This window comes from Halobacillus rhizosphaerae, from assembly GCF_046719735.1.
In the GTDB taxonomy this organism is placed as follows: domain Bacteria; phylum Bacillota; class Bacilli; order Bacillales; family Halobacillaceae; genus Halobacillus_B; species Halobacillus_B rhizosphaerae.
The window spans coordinates 40,832-61,744 of the sequence record NZ_JAUTWQ010000025.1; the positions used below are offsets into that span (position 1 = coordinate 40,832).

At 41.2% G+C, this 20,913-nt stretch carries 21 protein-coding genes; 12 read left to right on the forward strand and 9 right to left on the reverse strand.

All coding sequences use genetic code 11. The annotated features are described in order from the left end of the window. Nucleotides 1-79 precede the first annotated feature (79 nt). Both Q7A53_RS19260 and Q7A53_RS19265 read right to left on the reverse strand, forming a co-directional pair. Entirely contained in the window at nucleotides 80-1,267 is a 1,188-nt protein-coding gene (locus Q7A53_RS19260) for a M14 family metallopeptidase (RefSeq protein WP_411790832.1), read from the reverse strand. Nucleotides 1,268-1,462: 195 nt separating this feature from the next. Continuing rightward, nucleotides 1,463-3,616: a type IA DNA topoisomerase gene (locus Q7A53_RS19265; protein ID WP_411790833.1), complete on the reverse strand. Its 2,154-nt coding sequence runs from the start codon at nucleotides 3,614-3,616 to the stop codon at nucleotides 1,463-1,465. 232 nt (nucleotides 3,617-3,848) lie between these two features. Here Q7A53_RS19265 and Q7A53_RS19270 point away from each other — a divergent pair, with 232 nt between their 5' ends. From Q7A53_RS19270 to Q7A53_RS19290, 5 genes are all read left to right on the forward strand, one after another. Next, nucleotides 3,849-4,490: a class I SAM-dependent DNA methyltransferase gene (locus Q7A53_RS19270; RefSeq protein ID WP_411790834.1), complete on the forward strand. Its 642-nt coding sequence runs from the start codon at nucleotides 3,849-3,851 to the stop codon at nucleotides 4,488-4,490. 4 nt (nucleotides 4,491-4,494) lie between these two features. Beyond that, nucleotides 4,495-4,956, forward strand: coding sequence for an S-ribosylhomocysteine lyase (locus Q7A53_RS19275; protein WP_411790835.1), 462 nt, complete (start codon nucleotides 4,495-4,497; stop codon nucleotides 4,954-4,956). Between the two features lie 18 nt (nucleotides 4,957-4,974). Further along, nucleotides 4,975-5,901 carry a PLP-dependent cysteine synthase family protein gene (locus Q7A53_RS19280; RefSeq protein ID WP_411790836.1) on the forward strand — a complete coding sequence of 309 codons (927 nt, stop codon included), beginning with the start codon at nucleotides 4,975-4,977 and terminating at the stop codon, nucleotides 5,899-5,901. Further along, complete coding sequence (locus Q7A53_RS19285; protein ID WP_411790837.1) at nucleotides 5,898-7,034, forward strand: bifunctional cystathionine gamma-lyase/homocysteine desulfhydrase; 1,137 nt, start codon at nucleotides 5,898-5,900, stop codon at nucleotides 7,032-7,034. Before Q7A53_RS19280 ends, Q7A53_RS19285 begins: the two co-directional genes overlap by 4 nt. A gap of 291 nt (nucleotides 7,035-7,325) precedes the next feature. Further along, on the forward strand, nucleotides 7,326-8,000 hold the full coding sequence (locus Q7A53_RS19290) for a TraR/DksA C4-type zinc finger protein (RefSeq protein ID WP_411790838.1): 675 nt from the start codon (nucleotides 7,326-7,328) through the stop codon (nucleotides 7,998-8,000). A 33-nt stretch (nucleotides 8,001-8,033) separates the two neighbouring features. On the opposite strand, the gene Q7A53_RS19295 is transcribed toward Q7A53_RS19290, so the two are convergent. Both Q7A53_RS19295 and Q7A53_RS19300 read right to left on the reverse strand, forming a co-directional pair. Continuing rightward, on the reverse strand, nucleotides 8,034-8,396 hold the full coding sequence (locus tag Q7A53_RS19295) for a Lin0512 family protein (RefSeq protein WP_411790839.1): 363 nt from the start codon (nucleotides 8,394-8,396) through the stop codon (nucleotides 8,034-8,036). Between the two features lie 110 nt (nucleotides 8,397-8,506). Beyond that, nucleotides 8,507-9,331 (reverse strand): GNAT family N-acetyltransferase, encoded by an 825-nt coding sequence (locus tag Q7A53_RS19300; protein ID WP_411790840.1) that lies wholly within the window; start codon nucleotides 9,329-9,331, stop codon nucleotides 8,507-8,509. Between the two features lie 180 nt (nucleotides 9,332-9,511). On the opposite strand from Q7A53_RS19300, the gene Q7A53_RS19305 reads away from it, so the two are divergent. After that, entirely contained in the window at nucleotides 9,512-10,183 is a 672-nt protein-coding gene (locus Q7A53_RS19305) for a DUF3298 and DUF4163 domain-containing protein (RefSeq protein ID WP_411790841.1), read from the forward strand. Nucleotides 10,184-10,361: 178 nt separating this feature from the next. On the opposite strand, the gene Q7A53_RS19310 is transcribed toward Q7A53_RS19305, so the two are convergent. From Q7A53_RS19310 to Q7A53_RS19320, 3 genes are all read right to left on the reverse strand, one after another. Beyond that, nucleotides 10,362-10,913, reverse strand: coding sequence for a GNAT family N-acetyltransferase (locus Q7A53_RS19310; RefSeq protein WP_411790842.1), 552 nt, complete (start codon nucleotides 10,911-10,913; stop codon nucleotides 10,362-10,364). A 370-nt stretch (nucleotides 10,914-11,283) separates the two neighbouring features. Next, nucleotides 11,284-12,411 carry an amidohydrolase gene (locus tag Q7A53_RS19315; protein ID WP_411790873.1) on the reverse strand — a complete coding sequence of 376 codons (1,128 nt, stop codon included), beginning with the start codon at nucleotides 12,409-12,411 and terminating at the stop codon, nucleotides 11,284-11,286. A 90-nt stretch (nucleotides 12,412-12,501) separates the two neighbouring features. Beyond that, a complete protein-coding gene (locus Q7A53_RS19320) occupies nucleotides 12,502-13,410 on the reverse strand; it encodes a TIGR01777 family oxidoreductase (RefSeq protein WP_411790843.1) in 909 nt (302 codons plus the stop codon). A 123-nt stretch (nucleotides 13,411-13,533) separates the two neighbouring features. Here Q7A53_RS19320 and recX point away from each other — a divergent pair, with 123 nt between their 5' ends. Both recX and Q7A53_RS19330 read left to right on the forward strand, forming a co-directional pair. Further along, on the forward strand, nucleotides 13,534-14,358 hold the full coding sequence (gene recX, locus Q7A53_RS19325; protein ID WP_411790844.1) for a recombination regulator RecX: 825 nt from the start codon (nucleotides 13,534-13,536) through the stop codon (nucleotides 14,356-14,358). A 94-nt stretch (nucleotides 14,359-14,452) separates the two neighbouring features. Beyond that, nucleotides 14,453-15,214, forward strand: a complete 762-nt coding sequence (locus Q7A53_RS19330) for an NUDIX domain-containing protein (RefSeq protein ID WP_411790845.1) — start codon at nucleotides 14,453-14,455, stop codon at nucleotides 15,212-15,214. 42 nt (nucleotides 15,215-15,256) lie between these two features. On the opposite strand, the gene Q7A53_RS19335 is transcribed toward Q7A53_RS19330, so the two are convergent. Continuing rightward, the gene (locus Q7A53_RS19335; RefSeq protein ID WP_411790846.1) at nucleotides 15,257-16,048 is read right to left on the reverse strand and encodes an HAD family hydrolase; all 792 of its coding nucleotides are present in this window, start codon (nucleotides 16,046-16,048) and stop codon (nucleotides 15,257-15,259) included. A gap of 218 nt (nucleotides 16,049-16,266) precedes the next feature. On the opposite strand from Q7A53_RS19335, the gene glcT reads away from it, so the two are divergent. From glcT to Q7A53_RS19350, 3 genes are all read left to right on the forward strand, one after another. Next, nucleotides 16,267-17,109 (forward strand): glucose PTS transporter transcription antiterminator GlcT, encoded by an 843-nt coding sequence (gene glcT / locus Q7A53_RS19340; protein WP_411790847.1) that lies wholly within the window; start codon nucleotides 16,267-16,269, stop codon nucleotides 17,107-17,109. Nucleotides 17,110-17,373: 264 nt separating this feature from the next. Continuing rightward, nucleotides 17,374-19,410, forward strand: coding sequence for a glucose-specific PTS transporter subunit IIBC (ptsG, locus tag Q7A53_RS19345; RefSeq protein WP_411790848.1), 2,037 nt, complete (start codon nucleotides 17,374-17,376; stop codon nucleotides 19,408-19,410). 31 nt (nucleotides 19,411-19,441) lie between these two features. Beyond that, entirely contained in the window at nucleotides 19,442-19,708 is a 267-nt protein-coding gene (locus Q7A53_RS19350) for a phosphocarrier protein HPr (RefSeq protein WP_411790849.1), read from the forward strand. A gap of 115 nt (nucleotides 19,709-19,823) precedes the next feature. On the opposite strand, the gene Q7A53_RS19355 is transcribed toward Q7A53_RS19350, so the two are convergent. Continuing rightward, complete coding sequence (locus Q7A53_RS19355) at nucleotides 19,824-20,483, reverse strand: SDR family NAD(P)-dependent oxidoreductase (RefSeq protein ID WP_411790850.1); 660 nt, start codon at nucleotides 20,481-20,483, stop codon at nucleotides 19,824-19,826. A gap of 100 nt (nucleotides 20,484-20,583) precedes the next feature. On the opposite strand from Q7A53_RS19355, the gene Q7A53_RS19360 reads away from it, so the two are divergent. Beyond that, nucleotides 20,584-20,913, forward strand: a complete 330-nt coding sequence (locus Q7A53_RS19360) for a YfhH family protein (RefSeq protein ID WP_411790851.1) — start codon at nucleotides 20,584-20,586, stop codon at nucleotides 20,911-20,913.

Here is a 20,913-nt window from a genome sequence, read left to right on the forward strand (position 1 = left end):
TCTTCATTTTTTATAAATAAAGCAGCGAAGTCTGGATATCGACATCGCTGCTTTTTTAGTTGTGATAGGACTCTCTGCTTTACATATAAAGACTTGCCAAGAAAATTCCAAGAGCTTCCTGATAGATTTCATCAAATTGGCTAAGGGGAAGTGGGTTAAGACCGCTTCCGAGTTCCACTGTGAAACCCGGACGTCTCCATACCTTAATAAACCAGTCCTTGTAACCAGCATAACTATCAACAAAGCGAATCGGTTCATAGCCGCTTACTCTGGAAAATTCATTTACAATCGTTTGTGATCTCGGGGGTTCCAAGTTTTCGTAGCCCCAGTAAATCACTTCTCCTTGCGTATGGAAAGCAAGGAGTTTTTCAAATTGCCGTTTCCCAGCAAGCTCCGCCATTGCCACGGCTTCAGGTTCAGTTAAAGGCTGATAACCAGGGAAATCCCTTGGTGCAGGAGATTTCGGCTTTCTGGCCGCTTCTACTTCCCATTTGGCAGGATACTGATTATTTAAGTCAACTCCGCGGATGTTTGCTTTCCATCCAGAAAAATCCTGGCTACCCTTGTTAATTCTTAACGCTTCTTCCCCATAAGTTCCTTCCGGAGGGCCATTGAGCACAAGATCTACGCCATCAGGGTCGACCATAGGAACAATGGAAACAGTCACTTGGTTATAGAAAGGGAGAATAGAGACGCCGCGAATGGTTTCTTGATTCGTAAGAGCAAGCAAATAATCATTAAGAAATTGCATGATGATAGCGGAGGTAATCCATTCATTAGCGTGAAATGACCCATCCCAATGAATAATTTTCGACCCTCTGCCAATCTGTAATTCATCGAGATTTTTCCCCATAACACTTTTGCCGATAGTTTCTCGTCTTAGAAAGGGATAAAGTTCAGCCAGTTGATTGAGGTGACTTGACAGCGTTTTAAAGCTATAGTTTTGATTACTATTTATGATGCGGTATGTGACACGGACGGGGACAATAATCGATTGACCGTATTGCAGGTTGCTGGGATTTACATCCTGATTCAACAGAAATAAAGTATCAATAGAAATTCTTCTGTCGGAAGCGATTTTCCAAAATGTGTCGCCGGGCTGGATTTGATAGGTGGTGGATCTATACCCTGGAATTTTAATCAATTGACCAATGCCCAGTGCACTGGGAGAGACAGCAGGGTTAGAATCTATAATCAATTGTAATGGAACATTAAAGGTGTTGGCATAGTACCAGAGAGTGTCACCTTTTCTCACTCTTATATCCATGTGCTACCTCCTTACAGTCCTCGTCTTTATTACTATATGGGCAATTTCTGCAACCATGATCCGAAATAGAAAAAAAGCAGCCTTAACGAAAAAACCCGAACCAATTTAATTCTTTGGATCGGGTTTCCTGGTGAATAATAGTTGTAAGCCGCTGACTTTGAAACTTTAAGTACTTCAGCATTTTTGAAAGTAGATTTATGAAGACGCAGAAGAACGTTTGCGCTTTTGGGCAAATTCAAATTCCAGCTTTCCATCCTTCAACTTTAAATAAGCATTAAACGGTTTCTTCGATTTTCCTTTCATCCCTTTGATTAGGCTGGTTTTTTTACCTGCCAAGAGTTTTTTTGCATTCGTCGCACTAATGGATTTCCCTAGAAATCGTTTAGGAATAACGAATTGACATCCTTCTTTGTACTGGCTGCAACCGTAAACCTTGCCTTTATCTATAATGGACCCTTTTTTACAGGAAGGGCAAAGGGCCAATTCTTCTTTAATCTGAGCTTGTTGAATAGCAGTATCGAGCGGCCGGCTGTCAATATCTTTCGGGGCCTGGCTGATGAGATGATAGAGAAATTTTTCAATACTTTTCAGTAAGGTTTTCTGCTGGCCATCACCTTGACCAATCTTTTTCAAAAACTGTTCCCATTTGGCGGTCATTTCCGGGCTGGCAAGCAGTGTCTCGTCCACAGCCTGGCAGAGGATAATTCCTTTTGGAGTAATGGTTACACTATTTTTTGTTACAGAAATATAGTTCTGGTTCTTTAGCGTCTCAATTATATTGGCTCGTGTAGCTTCTGTTCCTATTCCTTCGGTTTCCTTAAGGGTTTCTTGCGCCACTTCATCTTCAATCATCTTACCTGCTGTTTTCATCATGGTAATTAATTGTCCCTCTGTATAAGGCTTGGGCGGTTTAGTCATGTCTTCTTTCGTTTTTAAAGAAGCTGTACAGTTTTCCCCTTGATGGATGACAGGAAGTTTAGGTGTTTGTTTATCCTGCTTACTTGCTTTCTCTTTACCAAAGAGTTCTTTCCAGCCTCTCTTGATGTCTACTTTACCTGTCGCTTTGAAAATCAGGTCATGAATATTAACGTCCACTTTTGTTTCTTCAAAGTGATAATCATCATGAAACATGGCAAGAGTGGTATGAACGACTTCAAAATAAATCTTCTTCTCGCGATCGGAGAGACGGTCAATGACTGCTTTGGTCGGAATCTTCTTAGTGGGAATGATCGCATAGTGTTCCTGAACCTTGGAAGAGTCGACGAATTTCTTTCGAGCATGAAGATAAGTGGGCTCAAAAGATTGATTGGCTAATTGCTGATAAGAAGTTAGATTTTCCTTTAAGTAACTAAATTCGCTGGGAGTAATATGCTGCGTATCCGTTCGCGGATAGGAGAGCAGCTTCTTCTCATAAAGCGATTGCATCATTTTCAGTACTTGGCTCGGGCTGATTCCCCAAACTTTATTTGCTTTCGTTTGCAGGGTGGAAAGGCTGTGCAGCTTAGGAGACCCCATTTTTTTCTTCGTTTTCTGCAGTTTCTCAATAATCGCATCATTTTCTTTTTCTAATTGATGATTCTTGATGATCTGATGTAAATCTTCTTTGTTTTTAAATTGCTTCGGGTACTTTGCCTGAAATTGACCTTCCTGAACCTTAACGTCTGCTAGTAATTCGTAAAAAGGGACGGGCGTAAATTCATCGATTTCCTTTTTACGCTGATAAATCATAAATAACGTAGGGGTCTGGACTCTTCCGATACTGAATGATTCGCGAATCCCCTTCTTTTGAAGAAGCAGGCTGTACAGCCGTGAGCCATTCATGCCGACCAGCCAGTCGCCAATCTGGCGTGTTTGTGCTTCCTCGTACAGGGATAAGTAAGATTTTCCGTCTTGTAAGTGTTGAAACCCTTGTTTAATGGCTTCCACTTCTAATGAATTTATCCATAATCGCTTCGTTGGTTTGCGGCTTTGTCCGGCTAATTGTATGATACTGCGGGCGATATTTTCCCCTTCACGATCCGGGTCGGTCGCGACAATAATTTCACTGGCCTGTTTTAATAGATTCTTTACAATGGAGAATTGTTTTCTTTTATCTTTAGGGACTTCAAATTTATATTGGTCTGGCAGAATCGGCAGCGTTGTCAGCTTCCATTGCTTCCATTCTTGTTTATAATGACTGGGTTCAACCAGCTGGGTAAGGTGCCCAAATCCATAAGTAATGTAAGCAGGGGAAGGAAAGAATTGATCATCGTTGACTTCGATATAGCCGTCTTTGGCTTTCGTATTTCGAAAAGCAGCGGCATAGGCTTTTGCCTGGCTTGGTTTTTCAGCTAAAATGACGGTGGTCATCGCTGGACCTCCTTTATAATAAAAAAGCCGTTTAGCATTCGTAATTAGAGACCTTTCTAATCTTGTATCATATCATAATTATAAAGTGTCAATGGAAAGAAATCTCAATCAAGAAAGTGAAGAAAAATTGTGAAAAAGTGCTTCCGTTGTAGTCCCTTTTGAAATATGATACATTATACATGTAATTCCGAGTTTACAGATTGGAATTATAAACAATGAGGGGTTGAAATAGATGGGAATAGAATTTGTCGACCTTTTTAATCAATGGGCGAGTTCCTATGATGATACAGTAGCTGGAAAAGATCCTGAATATCGCGAGGTTTTTGAAGGCTATCATGATATGCTTGAAGAGTTAGCAGACTTATCCCTTTCACCTGTGATAGAATTTGGTGTAGGGACAGCTAATTTAACTAGAAAAATGGTGGATAAAAATAAAGTCGTTATCGGCATTGAACCGTCAGAAGAAATGCGGAGAATAGCGGCCATGAAATGCCCGGAAGCGGCGATTTATGAAGGGGACTTCATAAACTATCCATCCCTGCAGACGCCGGTACAGTCGATCGTTAGTTCATTCGCTTTCCATCATTTAAAAGCTGATGAGAAAATAGCGGCACTAGCTAAATATTACCATCAATTAGAGGCAAAAGGTCAGATCATCTTTATTGATACTTTATTTAAAGATGAGGATCATAAACAGACGTTAATTAAAAATGCTGAAAAAGCAGGATTTTTAAATTTAGCACAGGATTTGCAGGAAGAGTATTATAGCTGTCTGGAAGATTTGAAAGAGATGTTTTTAACGCAAGGATTTGAGGTAAGTTTTAAACAACTGAACAAATACGCCTGGCTCATTCAGGCAAAAAAAGGAGAATGATCTTATGACACAAATGAACGTAGAAAGTTTTAACCTGGATCATACCAAAGTAAAAGCACCTTATGTACGACTCGTTGGAGTTACAGAGGGTGATAAAGGCGATAAAATTTACAAATATGACATTCGAGTAAAACAACCCAATAAAGAACATATGAATATGCCTGCCCTTCATTCCCTGGAGCACTTGATGGCAGAGAACAGTCGTAATCACCATGATCGTATTATTGACATTGGGCCGATGGGCTGCCAGACAGGTTTCTATCTAGCTGTAATGAACGATGATAGCTATGATAATATTCTTCAAGTGGTGGAGAAAACGTTGAATGATGTCCTTCAAGCTGAAGAAGTACCAGCTTGCAACGAAGTTCAATGTGGATTCGCTGCAAGCCACAGCTTAGAAGGAGCTCAGGAACTTGCCCGTGAATTGTTAAATAAACGTGATGAATGGACGGAAGTTTTTCAATAAGCGGAGGTTGAAGCAGCTATGAGCTACGTGAAGAACGTACAATCACTAATCGGAAATACACCTATGATCGAACTGACACACTCGGATATTCCGAATCAAGCGCGCATTTTTGCGAAGCTTGAATTTATGAACCCAGGCGGCAGTATTAAAGACCGCCTGGGTTTAAAACTGATTGAAGATGCATTAAATAGGAATCTGCTAAACCCAGGGGGGACTATTATTGAACCGACGGCTGGGAATACGGGGATAGGGCTCGCACTCGCTGCAATCGGCAGAGGGTTCCGGGTGATGTTTGTAACTCCTGAGAAATTCAGCCAGGAAAAACAAACATTAATGAGAGCGCTTGGGGCAGAGGTAGTTAATACCCCCACGGACAAAGGTATGCGCGGAGCCATTGAAAAAGCCAATGCCCTTTGTAAAGAGGTTCCCAATTCGTTTAGTCCACAGCAATTTAACAATCAGGCGAATCCGGATACCTATTATGAAACACTTGGACCCGAAATCTATTTAGATATGAATGGTGAGATCGATGTCTTTCTTGCTGGTGCAGGCACCGGTGGCACGTTTATGGGAATATCCAAGTTCTTAAAGGAGAAAAACAAGCACACGAAAACGGTGATCGTAGAGCCAGAAGGTTCCGTGATTAATGGTGGAGAGCCTGGTCCACATAAAACAGAAGGAATTGGCATGGAATTTATGCCGTTTTATATGGATGACAGCTATTTCGATGCTGTTCATACCGTTACTGATAAAGTGGCCTTTCAAAGAGTTCGGGAATTAGCATTGAATGAAGGCTTGCTTGTCGCAAGCTCTTCCGGCGCTGCCTTTGAAGCTGCCTTGAGAGAAGCAGAACAAGCGAAACCCGGGACTAAAATTGTTACAATTTTTCCTGACAGCAGCGATCGTTATTTAAGTCAAGGGATTTATGAGGAGGAAAAGCTATGAGAAAGAAAACACAACTAATACATGGCGGCATTACAGGTGATGACAAAACAGGTGCCGTATCAGTACCGATTTATCAAGTAAGTACGTATCGTCAGGATGGAGTCGGCCAGCACCGCGGATACGAGTATTCCCGGACAGGAAACCCTACTAGGTTTGCTCTAGAAGAACTGATTAAAGAGCTTGAAGGCGGTCATGCCGGCTTCGCATTTGGCTCTGGAATGGCAGCTATTACCGCTGTACTTATGACTTTCAACCAAGGCGATCATGTGATTTTCACGGATGATGTTTACGGAGGCACATACCGTTTAGTAAACAATGTGATCAATCGCTTTGGCCTGGATGTAAGCTTTGTAGATACGAGTGATGTGAAGAACATCGAACAAGCGATTACAGATCGAACAAAAGCCGTTTATGTGGAAACGCCGACCAACCCGCTTCTTAAAATTACAGATTTGAAAAAAGTATCTGAACTGGCTAAATCTAAAGATTTAACCTTTATCGTGGATAATACGTTCAGTACGCCTTATTGGCAGAATCCAATCGAATTCGGGGCGGATATTGTTCTGCATAGTGCAACGAAATACTTAGGCGGCCATAGTGATGTTGTCGCTGGTCTAGTAGTCGTGAATTCGCAAAAGCTTGCTGAAGAAGTACACTTTGTTCTTAATTCCTCTGGCGGCATTCTTGGACCGCAGGACTCTTGGTTATTGATGAGAGGAATCAAAACACTCGGAATCCGTATGGAAGAGATCGAAGAAAATACGCGCCAGTTTGTAGAATTCTTGGAAGAACTCCCTGAAGTGAAGAAGATTTATTATCCAGGGTTAGCGGGACATAAAGGTCATGACGTTCATCAAAGCCAGGCTAGAGGCAATGGTGGTATGATTTCGTTTGACGTCGGCAGTGGTGAAAAAGCAGATCAAGTATTGAAAAATGTAAAATATTTTACGCTTGCTGAAAGTTTGGGAGCAGTGGAAAGTCTGATTTCCGTTCCAGCTATGATGACACATGCTTCTATTCCGAAAGAGCGTCGTGCTGAACTCGGTATTGCCGATGGTTTAGTCCGTGTATCCATTGGACTTGAAGACATCGAAGATCTGAAAGAAGATTTCTTAGAAGCTCTTCGTAAATAGAATTGTTACGATGTTCAATAGAGGAAACAGAATACAAAGAGGAGACCAGCCTGAACAGGATTTGGTCTCTTTTTTTGTTATCTCATAGTTAAAGTAGGGTTGTGGAAGACTTGAAATCGAGACATTTGTTGAGACTGTAGGGGCTCCGAGGTACGAATCGCTTTTCAAGAAGTTTGTTACTTACATATTCTTCACAATATCGGAACGATTAGCCGTAAATGCTCCGGTCTTTTGAATAGGTGACCAATCCTGAGCCAAACTAAGGACAATTACTTTACAGGAGTGGAAATCATGGATTATACCCAGTTGAAAAACCAATTAGAACAACGAAAACATGAAATAGAGCAACGGATGGTAAATACAGATCAGTTAGGATTAGAACGCGGATTTGCCAGTGACATGTCCTCTGGTGAATTATCTCAATACGATAACCACCCCGCTGATTCAGGAACAGAATTGTATGAAAGAGAGAAAGATATCGCTTTGCTGGGACATTTAAAAGAAGAACTTTCCGATATTCATTATTCTTTAACTCAAATGGAAAATGGAAGTTATGGGATCTGTGAGGCGACAGGGAAAACGATTCCTTATGAACGATTGAAAGCTCTGCCTACAGCACGAACGATTGCGAAGGCATCTTTAAACCAAGATATCTCAACAGACCGCCCGGTAGAGGAAGAAGTTATTGAGAATTTGGAAGAGGAGTATGGAACCGATGATGGCATGACGGGGTATAATGAACAGGATGCTTATGAGCAAGTTGCCTCTTTTAATCAGACAAGCATGGTGTATGAAGGCTCATCCCTTATGGACAGTGAGGATGGTGTGGGGTATGTGGAAGAATATGAACCATTCGTATCCACGGATATTCAGGGATATACGGGAGAAGAGCATGTTCATATTGAAAGAAATATCCACTATGACCGCTATATGGATAAGCAGGATGAAGAAGAAGATCCTTCTTGAAAAAAAGCTCCCTCTCATGGGGAGCTTTTGCAATTAATAACCAACTTCTACAGCGGCGTTCACGATATACATTTGATCATTTTTATCTTCTTTGTCTTCAAGAAAAATACCGCTAGTCGTCAGCATACCGCCATCTAAGACTTCTATGGAAACCTCGCCGTAAGGGATCGCCTGCTTCACTTCTTCATGATTCAGCTTATCTTTATCACAAGGCAGGGCAAGCTTTACATTGATTTTCATATTGTCCAGCGATCCTTCAGGAAGCGCCGTGCGAATACCAGGCATAGAGTTAGTATGAATGGCGTTTTTTATAGCACGGACGGATGCCTTGGTAATATTTTGTCCGTGGACATCGGTCCCCATTCCAGTTTGAATAAACATGAGTTGGTCCATCATTCATTCTCCTTTCCTGTTCCAATCCTTATTTCTCGACATGAATAAGGATGTAAAAGGTTTTCCCTTCTAAACGACAGACAAACCTCAATTTGCTATCGAAAAGTGATGGCCTAGGAAGAGTGGGCGGCATTCTCCGGCTGAGCTTGGAACACGTGCATCATCCATTTTCCAATATCTTTAAATCCTAATCGTTTATAAATACTGCCTGCTTTAGGGTTATCGTAAAATAAGCAGAGCATTTTCCCTTCATTTAACAAGTCTTCACAGAGCTTTGTCATACATAAGCTTGCGTACCCTTTTCTCGAATGTTCCGGATGGGTGCATACTCCTACAACCATGGCCGACATGGAATTCTCGGCGGTTGTCGAGGCGGAGGAGAGAATCTCCTGGTCATTATGAATAAAATAAGTTCGGGCAGAACCGTTTTCGATGCCTCTAAGCAGACCTGCTTCTCGATTAGGATCGGCTTCGAATTCAGAAATCTGCGACTGCAGATGAGCGATAGCAGGAACATCCTCTGCGGAAGCCAATTTTACTTTTTCAAGAGCAGATGACGGAGCTAACTGGTTGATGGATTCACAATTTGCATAATAAAGCGAACGGGTTTTGGGTGATGCTTTTTCAATATGAGGGAGAATCTTACTTGTAATGGACTGCAGTCCTGAGAGTTCTTTAAATTCTGGATCCTTGTTCATAATTGCGGCGAATCCTTCCGCATTAAATTCATCTTCAGCGTAAGCAATGTAGTTGCTGGAATACTTCAGCAGCACTGCCTTTAATTGACCGTCTGCATTAAAGTCTCCCCAAAGCTTTTGAAAATCCTGCTCATAGCCAAAGTTCTCAATATCTCCGATGATAAATAAATTTTCCGCAGGTTTTTGAGAAATCAACTGCTGACAAATTTCATTATCAGTTTCTTGCAGCCTTCGGATCATAGTTCTCCCTCCTTCTATAAAATTGTTATTTATTGTAACAGACAGCGGAAGAAATACAATAGGTAACTGGAATATTTTAGAGTTGTTTTGACTTAGATCTACATTTTCGATAAATATTTTCTGCTTCCTTCTGTACTTTTGATAATTTTGGTCAAACTAAGAGGAAACGGAGGGATTGAATTGAAACGTTTCTTAGGTCTTTTATTAGTTTGTGTGGTCATTATTGGGCTCTCAAATCCGTTAGAAGCTGCTAGTCGATATGGGATTAAGCATAAAGATCAAGTCAATCAAGATTGGGAAGTTCATGTGGATTATCCTGTGTTTGAAGCATTAAAGAATAGACAGCTTCAAAAGGAAATTAATGAAAAAATCATTCAAAAACTTGAGGACACGAGCAGTGAGATTAGAGGAGCTGCCGAAGAGATGTCGGGATTTCCGGTTTTATATTATGAAGAAGCTGCTGTGTTTAGAGAGGAGCAGTTTTATTCAGTGGTCTTAACGTCACATATTTCGAGAGGAAATAATTATACCTCTACAGTCACTTCCTTAAATTTTTATGATCGGGAACGTGGCAAGGTTCTGGCTTTGAATGAGCTATTTGAAATGGATGAAGTAAACAAACAGGTAAAGAAAGAGTTAGCAAAAGAACCGGATACCTATTTTGTGAAAACATTTAGCAGTGTTCGTCCTAACACAGCTTTCTATATCCGCGGGGACATGCTGAATTTAGTATTTAATAAATTTGAGATTGCTCCTGGGGTTTATGGAACGCCAGAGATACAACTTCCCCTAAAAAGATTAAAGGAAAAAGAAACGGAGAATGCTCATGCTCCATTCCCATCTATTTCATAAGAATAGACGCAAATAACCCCCTTCTAATCACAGAGGGGGTTATTTGTTAACAAAATCCACAGGGGTGTGGATAGATTTATTCACATAATGCCAAGGTTTTAGTATGCATGAAATAAGGGGTGGTTACAGTTATTAACATTATACACAACGTTGTGGATAACGTCTGTGGATAATTTGGTTATGCTTGTAGAATTTCTTCTGAGTTATCTTGTTCTCCATAGTAATGAAACAAGTACTGTTCTTTCGTAATGACGAACAAATCATAAACATCCTGATCTCGATTAATCCAGGATAGAACTTCTGGATACTGTTCATTTGCAGATACCAGATAAGGCAGCTTTAACGCCGCTTTCATAGATCTCTGGTTGGATCGCCTGATTTTCATAAAGATGGCCTCTATATCGAGCTGAAAGAATAATTCCTCGAAAAAAGCATCCTTCGCAGTTTTGTTATAGCCTTTACCAAAGTAAGGCTGCCCTATCCAAGTAGCGAGGAATCCTTTCCTTTCCTGAATATCAAATAAATTAATGGTACCAATGGGCTGCCCCCATTCATCAAGGATGGTTCGTGAAATGATTTCTCCCCGATCTTCTGCTTCAATAGTCTGCTTGGTTAAGAAGTAAAATTCATCTGTGGACGCGGCTTTGTGACGGACATACGGAAATACTTCTGGGTGGCTCATTAATTCAAACAAAAACGGGGCGTCGTGCAAATCACGTTTTTTTAGCATAAAAAATCCCTCCTTATGAATAGAGGAGGGTAGTCTGAACGTAGGAAAACAGACGCTCAGCAGGTTCGGACCACCCTCGAATTTTTATCAACAGCTCACAAAAATTCGGGGTGGGAATCGAACCCACTAGAACCAGCGTTTGCTGGTGGCGCACCATTTGCCTTCCCTGTTACAGATAAGATCAATAGCGTGATCATCTAAGTTTATAATAAGCGATTTTCAGAAAAAAGTGAATAATTTTTTTGTTAATTTAACTTAAATTTTTCACCCGAAAGATCAGTTGAATTTCCTTAAGAAGTGAGGAGAATAATCAGCTGATCTTTTACTGCGGATTTATTGATTTGTGGTGCCGCAAAAGGCTGACATAGGGTTATTCTTGGATATAAACGATGTCGCCATCAATCATCGTCCATATGGGTTTGGACATGAATTCAAACGGATGTCCATTCCAAAGAACAAAGTCCGCATCTTTCCCTTTCTCAATTGATCCGACTCTGTCATCAATGCCGAGATTCTTTGCGGGAGTAATGGTGATGCCGCGGAGAGCATCCTCTATACTCATCCCTTCACGGGCAGCGAGTGCAGCACAGACATTTAGGTATTGGATCGGTGTATAAGGGTGGTCCGTCATAATAGATACTTTAATACCGTGGTCGTGCAGAATATGATAGGTCTGCCAGGTTTTATTTCTTAATTCAATTTTGGACATTCGTGTAAACGTGGGGCCGACAGATACTTGGAGATCATCCCAAGCTGACAACTCATCTATAATCAGATGGCCTTCAGTACAATGTTCAATGCGAAGGTCCAGGTTGAATTCACGCGCAAAACGAAGTGCTGTAATAATATCATCGGCACGGTGTGCATGGATTCGAACTGGAATTTCGCGATTTAAGGCTTGTAAAATTGGCTTCACCCGTAAGTGATTAGGAGTTGTACTTTCCATGGCCGCATAGAATGTTTCACGCAGCGTGCCCATAATTCCTAAACGGGTAATGGAAGCGTTACGGGACTGAGAATGGACTCGTTTAGGGTTTTCGCCTAGAGCAAGTTTGAGCCCGGCCGTCTCTTTCAAAATCATATTGTTTATCGTATGACCAACGGTTTTGATGACGGAGGTGGTCCCTCCAATCATATTCGCGCTGCCTGGCATGATGTGGGCCGTGGTGACACCTGCTTTACGTGCATTAAAGAAAGCGGGATCAAGCGGATGGGCTCCATCAATGGCTCTTAAATGAGGAGTCACGGCTTCAATAGTTTCATTAGCATCGCTGCCTGCCCAGCCTGTTCCTTCATCGTAAAGACCGAGGTGAGTGTGAACATCAATAAAGCCTGGATATAAATCCCCGTTTTTTCCATCAATCATTTCAGCATCTGGAGGAATAGGGATGTCTGGGCCGAAATCTTTTATTTTTCCATCTTCAATCACGACAGTGCCGTTTGGAATCTTTGAAGAAGTTACAGGGTGAATGGTTACATTCTTAATTACTGTAATCATCAGCATCTAGCCCTTCCGTTATTATTACTTCTATTATACGGAACATTGGTCCATTTGAGGCATAAAAAAAGTATACCTGCCTTCAATTGTTTACTCTTTAACTAAAATGGACTGAAGTGCCGGTTTTAATTCAGGGTATTTAAAATGGTATCCGTGAGATATCGCTTTTTTAGGAACCACCGACTGACCGCCCAACAGAAGCATGCTCATTTCTCCAAGTGCAGTTTTTAAGACAAATCCCGGCACCGGAAGCCAGTGAGGGCGGTCTAGTACATCTCCGAGTGTTTTGCCGAAATCTTTATTTCGCTGGGGGTGGGGAGCGGTACCATTCACTGGTCCTTCTAAGTCTTTCGCTTGAATGGCGTAAGCAAACAACCGGACCACATCATCAATATGCACCCATGACATCCATTGTTCACCTGATCCTAAGTTCCCGCCGGCCATTAATTTGTAAGGCAGAATCATTTTTGGGAGGGCCCCTTCTTCACCAAGAATGACTCCCAGACGGATGAAGACTGTTCGAACCCCTCGTTCCACTGCTTTGGAAGCACGATCTTCCCATTCTTTTACCACGTTTGCTAGAAAATCCCGGCCAGGGTGGTCTGTTTCTTCTGTAAACGTTTTTATTTTAGATTGACCGTAATAACCAACAGCGGACGCATTCACTAAGACCTGAGGCTTCTCACCCAGGGCATCGATTAGATCAATGACTGCTTCTGTTGCTAGAATACGGCTGTCCATGATCGAACGTTTTCTTTCTTCTGTCCATCTTCCGCTATTTAGAGATTCTCCGGCAAGGTTAATAATAGCGCCCACATTTTCCAAGTGAGCTTCTGGATGAAACTCATCCTTCAACCATCCGACATGAGTCACATGCTCGGAGTCTTCGTACTTTTCTGGATGACGAGTTAATATGTAAACATGGTGTTCTTCTTGTATCAGGTGTTCCGTCAGCTTGCTCCCGACAAATCCCGTACCGCCAGTAATTACTATATTCATCGCTCGTTCCTCCTTTGGAAACATTTGTATTAGTTTACTTGATTTCTGTTTGAAAAGCGATTCTTATTCGTGACCGAATGAGGTTTAAACGTGCTACAATAGGTGGAAAAGGGGTGGCAAACGTTGGCTAAACTCACTCGGATCACGACTCAGAAAAAGAATAAGAATCGCTACAATATCTTTTTAGATCACGGCAATGGAGAAGAATACAGCTTCAGTGTAGATGAAGATGTATTAGTCAAATTCCGTCTCCAAAAGAATATGGAACTTGACAAACCAACCATCGAACAAATGATCCAAACAGACACTGTACATAAATCCTTTACCCTTGCGCTTAACTATTTAAGCTATCGAATGCGTTCAGAAAAAGAAATCAGAGACTATTTAAAGGATAAAGAGGTGGAAGAAGATCATATTGAAGAGGTCATTCGCCGTCTCCATGAACAAAACCTGCTGGATGATCAGGAATTTGCTAATTCTCTAGTCAGAACAAGGGTAATGACGTCTAGTAAAGGGCCGTTACTCGTAAAGAAAGAGTTAATAGAGAAAGGAGTTGCCGCCCGGCAGGCAGAGGAGGCGCTCCAATTTTTCCCTTTTGATAAGCAAGTTGAAAAGGCGTTAAAGTCTGCCCAGAAAAAAATGAAGTCAGACCGCCGAAAATCTTGGAAACAGCAAATCCAAAACTTGCAGCAGACTTTAATGCAAAAAGGATACCAAAATGATGTGATCCAGGAAGTTCTTGCCAATCTGCCAAAAGATGAACAAGAGGAAGATACTGAATGGCAGGCTGTCGTATATCAAGGGGAAAAACTTTTAAGAAAATTTCAATCTAAGTATGAAGGTTATGAGCTTAAGCAAAAAGTGAAAACCGGGTTATATCGCAAAGGGTTTACTTTTGATTTGATCGACTTATTTATGGATGAATACCTTACGGAAGAAGATGCATAAGAAAGTAGCGCATTCTAGCAGGAAATTATTCAGATCTAGAGAATAATTTAAGTGGATTATAGTGCAGGATATTCGAACTAAATGGAGGAGACACATGATCTATCGAAGAAAAACCTATACGATTGACCCGAATAGCTTTGAGGCATTCACGCAATTCTTTCATGAGTACCTTCTTCCTAACCAGTTAGGTCATGGAGCTCGTCTTATAGGTCGATATGTAACTTTGGACCATAAAGAGATCATGGCCTTATGGGAATATGATTCCTTTGGTGATTATGAAGCGATTACAAACAAAATACGTCAATCAGAATTACATGAAAAAGCTCAAAAACGCCGAAAAGAATTAGGAGATCTATTTATTGAGTCTAAAGAGGATTTCCTTGAATCTACAGGTGAATATCATTTTACCAAGCACATTGTTTCGGTGTCTGCCTTCATTACTAATGAACGGGGAGAAGTTCTGCTGATTAGAAATGAACACCGCGCAGATACGTGGGAGCTTCCAGGCGGAAGAATGGAAACAGGAGAAACGCTTAAAGAAGCCATACAAAGAGAAGTATTAGAAGAAACGGGAGCAGAAGTTCAGATCACCGGAATGACCGGGGTATACCATAATTTAACCCGTGGCATTGTCTGTATGGTATTTAAAGGTGAATATCAATCCGGAGAGTTGACGATTCAGCCTGGCGAGACAAGTGACGTTTGCTTTCAAACGCTGACAGAAGAAAATATGGACAAACTTGTAACGAGAGAGGCGTTCAGAGTAAGAATTACCGACGCCATGAATAATGAAGGAATGAGTGTAGAGAGTTACTATGTTCGGCCGTATGATTTGATCCATCGCATGGAAATTTAAAAAATCCGCTCCGTGTTTTTGATAAAACGCGGAGCAGATTTTTTAAAGGAGTCCCTTTTTTTCTAAATCTTCAATGGCTTCATGGACATGGTCTACCACTTGGCTTGCTCTTTCTTTTACTTCGGGACGTGCGGTAGACATGGCATAACTATGAGGAGTTAATTCAAACATAGACAGATCATTAAATGAATCGCCTACGCATGCAATTTCTTCCGGTTTAATATTTATTTCTTGCAGCAATGCCTTAATTCCATTGCCTTTATTTATTGCTTTTGGCATCAAGTCCACGCAGGTTTCATGAGAGACAAAGCTATCCAGATTCTGTCCGTAAGTCTTGTCGATCATGCGGGAAGCTTCAATCACTTCTTCTTCTCTGCCGTGCAGTGAAATTTTTGAAGGATGAATGGACTTGCCAAATTCTTCAATCATATTTGGCTCTACAATGATCTCGTGAAATAACTGTTCAGAAATAACGTCAATCCATTTGCTATGCTTAAGAGTGTACGTCCTATCTGCTGTGGAAACGGTCTTCAATAAAGGAACTTCCTCCATATCCTCCATAACCTTTCTGGCAGTGGATTCATCAAACGTTTTGGAATGAATATTATTACTCTCACGGTCGTAGACGAAGGCACCGTTTTGACTGACCCGGTGTCCGGAAACCTCCATACGTTTAAGAACTTCATTTATTTCATGATCCATACGTCCGGAAGCAACAGCAAGCTGAACTTTTCCAGCTGTTAATTCCTGAATGGCATAAATATCTTCTGATTTCATGTAATGATTCATTCCAAGCAAAGTACCGTCAAGGTCGCTTATAAATAATTTAATCATTAGAAACACTCCTTTCTCTAAAAAAATCTGTCTCTCTGAAAGCACCCTAACGATTGTACAACACGGAAGCGTTTTCGTACAAAAATGAAGCATTTCCCCGTCCGTTGCGCTTGTAAAACCGTAAGAAGGAAGATAGGATATAGATTATAAGTGTGCTGAAAACGCTTTTAATAAAAAGCGGAGAGAAGGCAGGTAATTTTAAGTGGAGGCTTTTCAACATGGAACAACAAGTGACCATTAAAAAAGTTCTGAATAATAATGTCATTATTGCCGAGCATCCTTCATATAAAGAAGTGGTGTTAATTGGCAAGGGAATTGGATTTAATCGCAAGAAGGACGAAGCGATATCATTTGCGAAAGCGGATAAAACCTTTCTATTAAGTGATGAAAAAGAAAAAGAACAATATATGAACTTACTGCCTCATATTGATGAAAGCTTAATCGACTTTATGAATGATATTCTAATCTACGTTGAGAAGCGAATGGGGCAGGAGTTAAATGAACACATCCACGTGGCATTAACGGATCACATCGCATTTGCTATCAACCGTGCGAAGAATAACATGCAATTCTCTAACCCTTTCTTAATGGAAATCGAATCGCTGTATCCTAAAGAGTATCAAATTGCTATGGAAGTGGTTACTATGGCATATGACCATATGGGAATTCAATTTCCAGAAGGGGAAGTTGGCTTTATTGCCCTTCACATTCATAGCGCTGTAACCGATAAGACTTTAAGAGAAATTAATCGACATAACCAGTTAATTTCCCAATTGGTCACAATAATAGAAAACAACATGGGATTAACTATAGATAAAAATAGTGTGGATTACCACCGACTCGTACAGCATTTGCATCGTGTCATTGACCGCATTCATCACGAGGAAAGCATTGGTGATGAAGTACGTTTAGCTAACATGTTGAAACAAGAGTATCCTGTGTGCTATAATCTTGCGTGGAAACTCATCAAAGTGATGCAGAAACAACTAAATAAATCTGTAGATGAATCAGAAGCGATCTATTTAACGATTCATTTGCAGCGACTAACCAATAAATCCTAACGTTACGTGTTACTGATAAGGTCAGGCATGAGTATCGGAAGATTTAACAGTTATCAGTGGGTTAAGTGTACCCATTGATAACTGCTTAATCTTTTATACTCATGCCTTTTTTATGGTTTTTTCTGGATAAAACGGGGGAAGACCATCCCCTCTTGCAGCCGCTGACTTAGCCCGGGGGATCTAACCGCTCCTCTTCGCTTTTGATGTTGGTTTGTTAGGTGGTAGGGTTGGCTGTTGGTTATTTTATGAAATGGGGAAATGTTTATGTTCAAGAATGCTTTTGGTACGCTGCAAAAGGTTGGTAAGGCATTGATGCTGCCGGTTGCTTTGCTGCCGGCTGCGGGGATTTTGCTTGCGTTTGGTACTAGTTTTGCGCAGGATAGTTTTGTTGAGAAATTTCCTTTCTTTGGGACTCACTGGGTTCAAGTGTTGCTTCAGATCATGTCTGAGTCTGGGGGTATTGTATTTGATAATTTACCGTTATTGTTTGCAGTAGGGGTTGCGATTGGTTTAGCAGGCGGCGATGGAGTTGCAGGTCTAGCCGCTATTATAGGATACTTAATTATGAATGTCGTTATGGGGGTATTTGGCGGTATTGATGCCAGTATGACGAATGATCCGGCATTTGCCAATGTGCTTGGAATTCCTACGCTGCAAACAGGGGTATTCGGCGGTATTATTGTCGGTATACTTGCCTCGTCTATGTATAAGAGATTCTTTAATATTGAATTACCACAGTTTCTTGGTTTCTTTGCGGGTAAACGCTTCGTTCCGATTATAACCGCGTTTTCAGCATTGTTTCTTGGAATTGTCATGCACTTCGTATGGCCGTATGCTCAAGATGGCTTAAATACGCTATCTCACTTTATGCTCGACACGAACCGTACTCTGTCAGCTTTCGTATTTGGTGTCATTGAGCGTGCTTTAATTCCATTTGGTTTACACCATATTTTCTATTCTCCATTCTGGTTTGAGTTTGGCAGCTACACGAATGCAGCTGGAGAAGTGGTCCGTGGTGACCAGACGATCTTCTTTGAACAGTTAAAAGATGGAGTAGACTTCACAGCTGGTACCTTTATGACAGGTAAATTTCCATTCATGATGTTTGGGCTCCCAGCGGCTGCTCTGGCTATTTACCATACGGCTAAACCTGAGCGTAAAGCCGTAGTAGGAGGAATTATGGCGTCTGCTGCTTTAACTTCTTTCCTAACCGGGATTACCGAGCCAATTGAATTCTCATTCTTATTTGTTGCTCCAATTTTGTTCGGTATTCATACGATTTTTGCAGGACTATCCTTTATGGTTATGCAGATTCTTGGGGTTAAAATTGGGATGACGTTCTCCGGCGGGTTAATTGACTTTATTCTGTTCGGAGTAATGCCTAACCGTACCGACTGGTGGTGGGTAATCATTGTAGGTCTTTGTTTCTCTGTTATTTACTACTTCGGTTTCCGCTGGGCAATTCTTAAATTTAACCTGGCAACACCTGGTCGTGAAGATGAAGCGGATGACGAGGAAGACCAGGGGGAAGTAGGCGACTTGCCATTTGAAATTCTAGAAGCCATGGGCGGCGAGAAAAATATTTCTCATCTGGATGCTTGTATCACCCGCTTACGTGTATCGGTTAATGAAAAAGAAAATGTAAACAAAAAAAGGCTGAAAAAATTGGGCGCCTCAGGTGTTATGGAAGTCGGGAATAATATTCAAGCCATATTTGGTCCCGTTTCTGATACACTGCGCGGCCAAATGCAGGACATTATTGATGGTAAGACTCCACGATCCCGAGGAGATGTTTCAGAAATAGTGAATGATACGAAGAAAGCAGAATCTCCGGTGAATAAAGGCAGTCTGAAATTTGTAAGTCCGATAAAAGGTAAAGTAATCCCGATTACAGAAGTGCCAGATCAAGTATTCTCTGGTAAAATGATGGGGGATGGATTTGCGATTGAACCGGAAGATGGTAAGATTGTATCACCGGTTAATGGTAAAGTTCTTAATGTATTCCCTACCAAGCACGCCATTGGTCTCGAAGCAGATAATGGAATGGAGATACTCGTTCATATAGGGATCGACACCGTTAGCTTAAAAGGGGAAGGCTTCACAGCGCTTATTTCTGAAGGGGATGAAGTGAAGCAAGGACAAGCGATGATGGAAGTGGATCTTGATTATATTAAAGAACATGCTACTTCTACTGTCACTCCAATTGTCTTTACGAATCTTCGAGATGGACAAACCGTTCAAGTGAAGGCTTCTGGACATGTTAATTTTAATGATCCGGATATTATTGAGATAGCAGACTAATTCTATAGATAAACCAAAAGGAGAGATTCACATGGCAGAACAAACAATGACAATCACATCAGCAGAGGGACTTCACGCTCGTCCAGCAACTGCATTAGTGCAGATTGCGGGAAAATTCCAATCCGATGTAAACTTAGAGTATAAAGGGAAATCAGTAAACATGAAATCCATTATGGGTGTAATGTCTCTGGGAATTCCTAATGGAGCGGAAATCAAATATGTTGCTGAAGGGTCTGACGAAGCAGAAGCTGTTGAAGCTCTAGTAGCAAAAACCAAAGAAGAAGGATTAGGAGAATAATTTCTAATCAGTGAACCGGTCATTTATTTGGCCGGTTCTTTTTGTTTGTAGTTTAAAATAAGCGCTCAAAGACTGAATTCTTTGAGCGCTTATTCCGATATCGGTAAATTTACAGTCAACGATCAATATAGATCGCTTCACGGCCATCATCTTCATCGATGATTTGCTTAGCAACAGGGTCGGGATTCTTCATGCTAGAGGGATCCTTTACATGAGTGCTCTCTTCCCAGAATGGAGTATTCATTCCGCCCATATAAACCGCCGTAGCTGAGACGGGATCATTCTCCCATTCTTTGTGCAGACTTTCTGTAAATCCTCGCACAGCAAATTTGCTGGCGCAGTATACACTTTCATTGGTCTTGCCGCGTAAACCTGCTGTTGAAATAATATTGAGCACCCGTCCTTGAGCTCTCTTCAGCAAAGGGTGGGCCATTTGAGTTGCTATGATGGTTCCTTTTACATTGGTATGAAGCAATTGATCGATGTCCTCAGATGAATATGAACTTAATTCTCCGAAGATACCTAAACCTGCATTGTTAATGAGAACTTCAAGAGAATCTAATTGCTTCAATGCCTCTTCTACCGAGGCCGGCTCGGAAACATCACAAATTAAGACTTCTCCCCGGCAGCCGCTTTCTTTGAGTTCCTTTTGTACGAGTAATAATTTACTTTCAGTGCGTCCTGCCAAGTAAACAGTATGGCCTGCTTTCGCATACGTAAGAGCCAGACTCCTGCCAAGTCCAGAACCTGCACCTGTTATTAAAACATTTCCCATGGTTTCATCTCCTTATCGTTACGTTTCAATTGTGAAGAAAGCCTGCTAAAATGTAAAATGGAATGATAAGAAATTCCTATCGCATATTAGGAGGATAACTATGGAACGCAGATATAGTGACTTTACACATGAAGAATTAAGGCAGGAAATTGCAGAGCTCACTGAGAAAGCTCAAAAAGCTGAACAGCTTGGGATGGTTAATGAATTTGCTGTTCATGAACGCAAAATTGTAATGGCAAGATCCTATATGTTAGATCCGAACGATTTTAAGGCGGGGGAAACATACGAAATTTCCGGAGATCCTGAACACCACTTCTATGTTGAATATATGAATGGAATCTTTGCCTGGGGCTATCGGTTCCTTCCAAATAAAGAGCGCAAGTCGAGCGGGGAAGAAGAAGCCTTGCCGATTTCTTTATTAGAAAGATAG

Coding starts and splice junctions, on each gene's coding strand:
- Q7A53_RS19260 (WP_411790832.1), bottom strand. CDS start 1,267: ATGGATATAAGAGTGAGAAAAGGTGACACTCTCTGGTACTATGCCAAC.
- Q7A53_RS19265 (WP_411790833.1), bottom strand. CDS start 3,616: ATGACCACCGTCATTTTAGCTGAAAAACCAAGCCAGGCAAAAGCCTAT.
- Q7A53_RS19270 (WP_411790834.1), top strand. CDS start 3,849: ATGGGAATAGAATTTGTCGACCTTTTTAATCAATGGGCGAGTTCCTAT.
- Q7A53_RS19275 (WP_411790835.1), top strand. CDS start 4,495: ATGACACAAATGAACGTAGAAAGTTTTAACCTGGATCATACCAAAGTA.
- Q7A53_RS19280 (WP_411790836.1), top strand. CDS start 4,975: ATGAGCTACGTGAAGAACGTACAATCACTAATCGGAAATACACCTATG.
- Q7A53_RS19285 (WP_411790837.1), top strand. CDS start 5,898: ATGAGAAAGAAAACACAACTAATACATGGCGGCATTACAGGTGATGAC.
- Q7A53_RS19290 (WP_411790838.1), top strand. CDS start 7,326: ATGGATTATACCCAGTTGAAAAACCAATTAGAACAACGAAAACATGAA.
- Q7A53_RS19295 (WP_411790839.1), bottom strand. CDS start 8,396: ATGATGGACCAACTCATGTTTATTCAAACTGGAATGGGGACCGATGTC.
- Q7A53_RS19300 (WP_411790840.1), bottom strand. CDS start 9,331: ATGATCCGAAGGCTGCAAGAAACTGATAATGAAATTTGTCAGCAGTTG.
- Q7A53_RS19310 (WP_411790842.1), bottom strand. CDS start 10,913: ATGCTAAAAAAACGTGATTTGCACGACGCCCCGTTTTTGTTTGAATTA.
- Q7A53_RS19315 (WP_411790873.1), bottom strand. CDS start 12,411: ATGATTACAGTAATTAAGAATGTAACCATTCACCCTGTAACTTCTTCA.
- Q7A53_RS19320 (WP_411790843.1), bottom strand. CDS start 13,410: ATGAATATAGTAATTACTGGCGGTACGGGATTTGTCGGGAGCAAGCTG.
- Q7A53_RS19330 (WP_411790845.1), top strand. CDS start 14,453: ATGATCTATCGAAGAAAAACCTATACGATTGACCCGAATAGCTTTGAG.
- Q7A53_RS19335 (WP_411790846.1), bottom strand. CDS start 16,048: ATGATTAAATTATTTATAAGCGACCTTGACGGTACTTTGCTTGGAATG.
- glcT (WP_411790847.1), top strand. CDS start 16,267: ATGGAACAACAAGTGACCATTAAAAAAGTTCTGAATAATAATGTCATT.
- ptsG (WP_411790848.1), top strand. CDS start 17,374: ATGTTCAAGAATGCTTTTGGTACGCTGCAAAAGGTTGGTAAGGCATTG.
- Q7A53_RS19350 (WP_411790849.1), top strand. CDS start 19,442: ATGGCAGAACAAACAATGACAATCACATCAGCAGAGGGACTTCACGCT.
- Q7A53_RS19355 (WP_411790850.1), bottom strand. CDS start 20,483: ATGGGAAATGTTTTAATAACAGGTGCAGGTTCTGGACTTGGCAGGAGT.
- Q7A53_RS19360 (WP_411790851.1), top strand. CDS start 20,584: ATGGAACGCAGATATAGTGACTTTACACATGAAGAATTAAGGCAGGAA.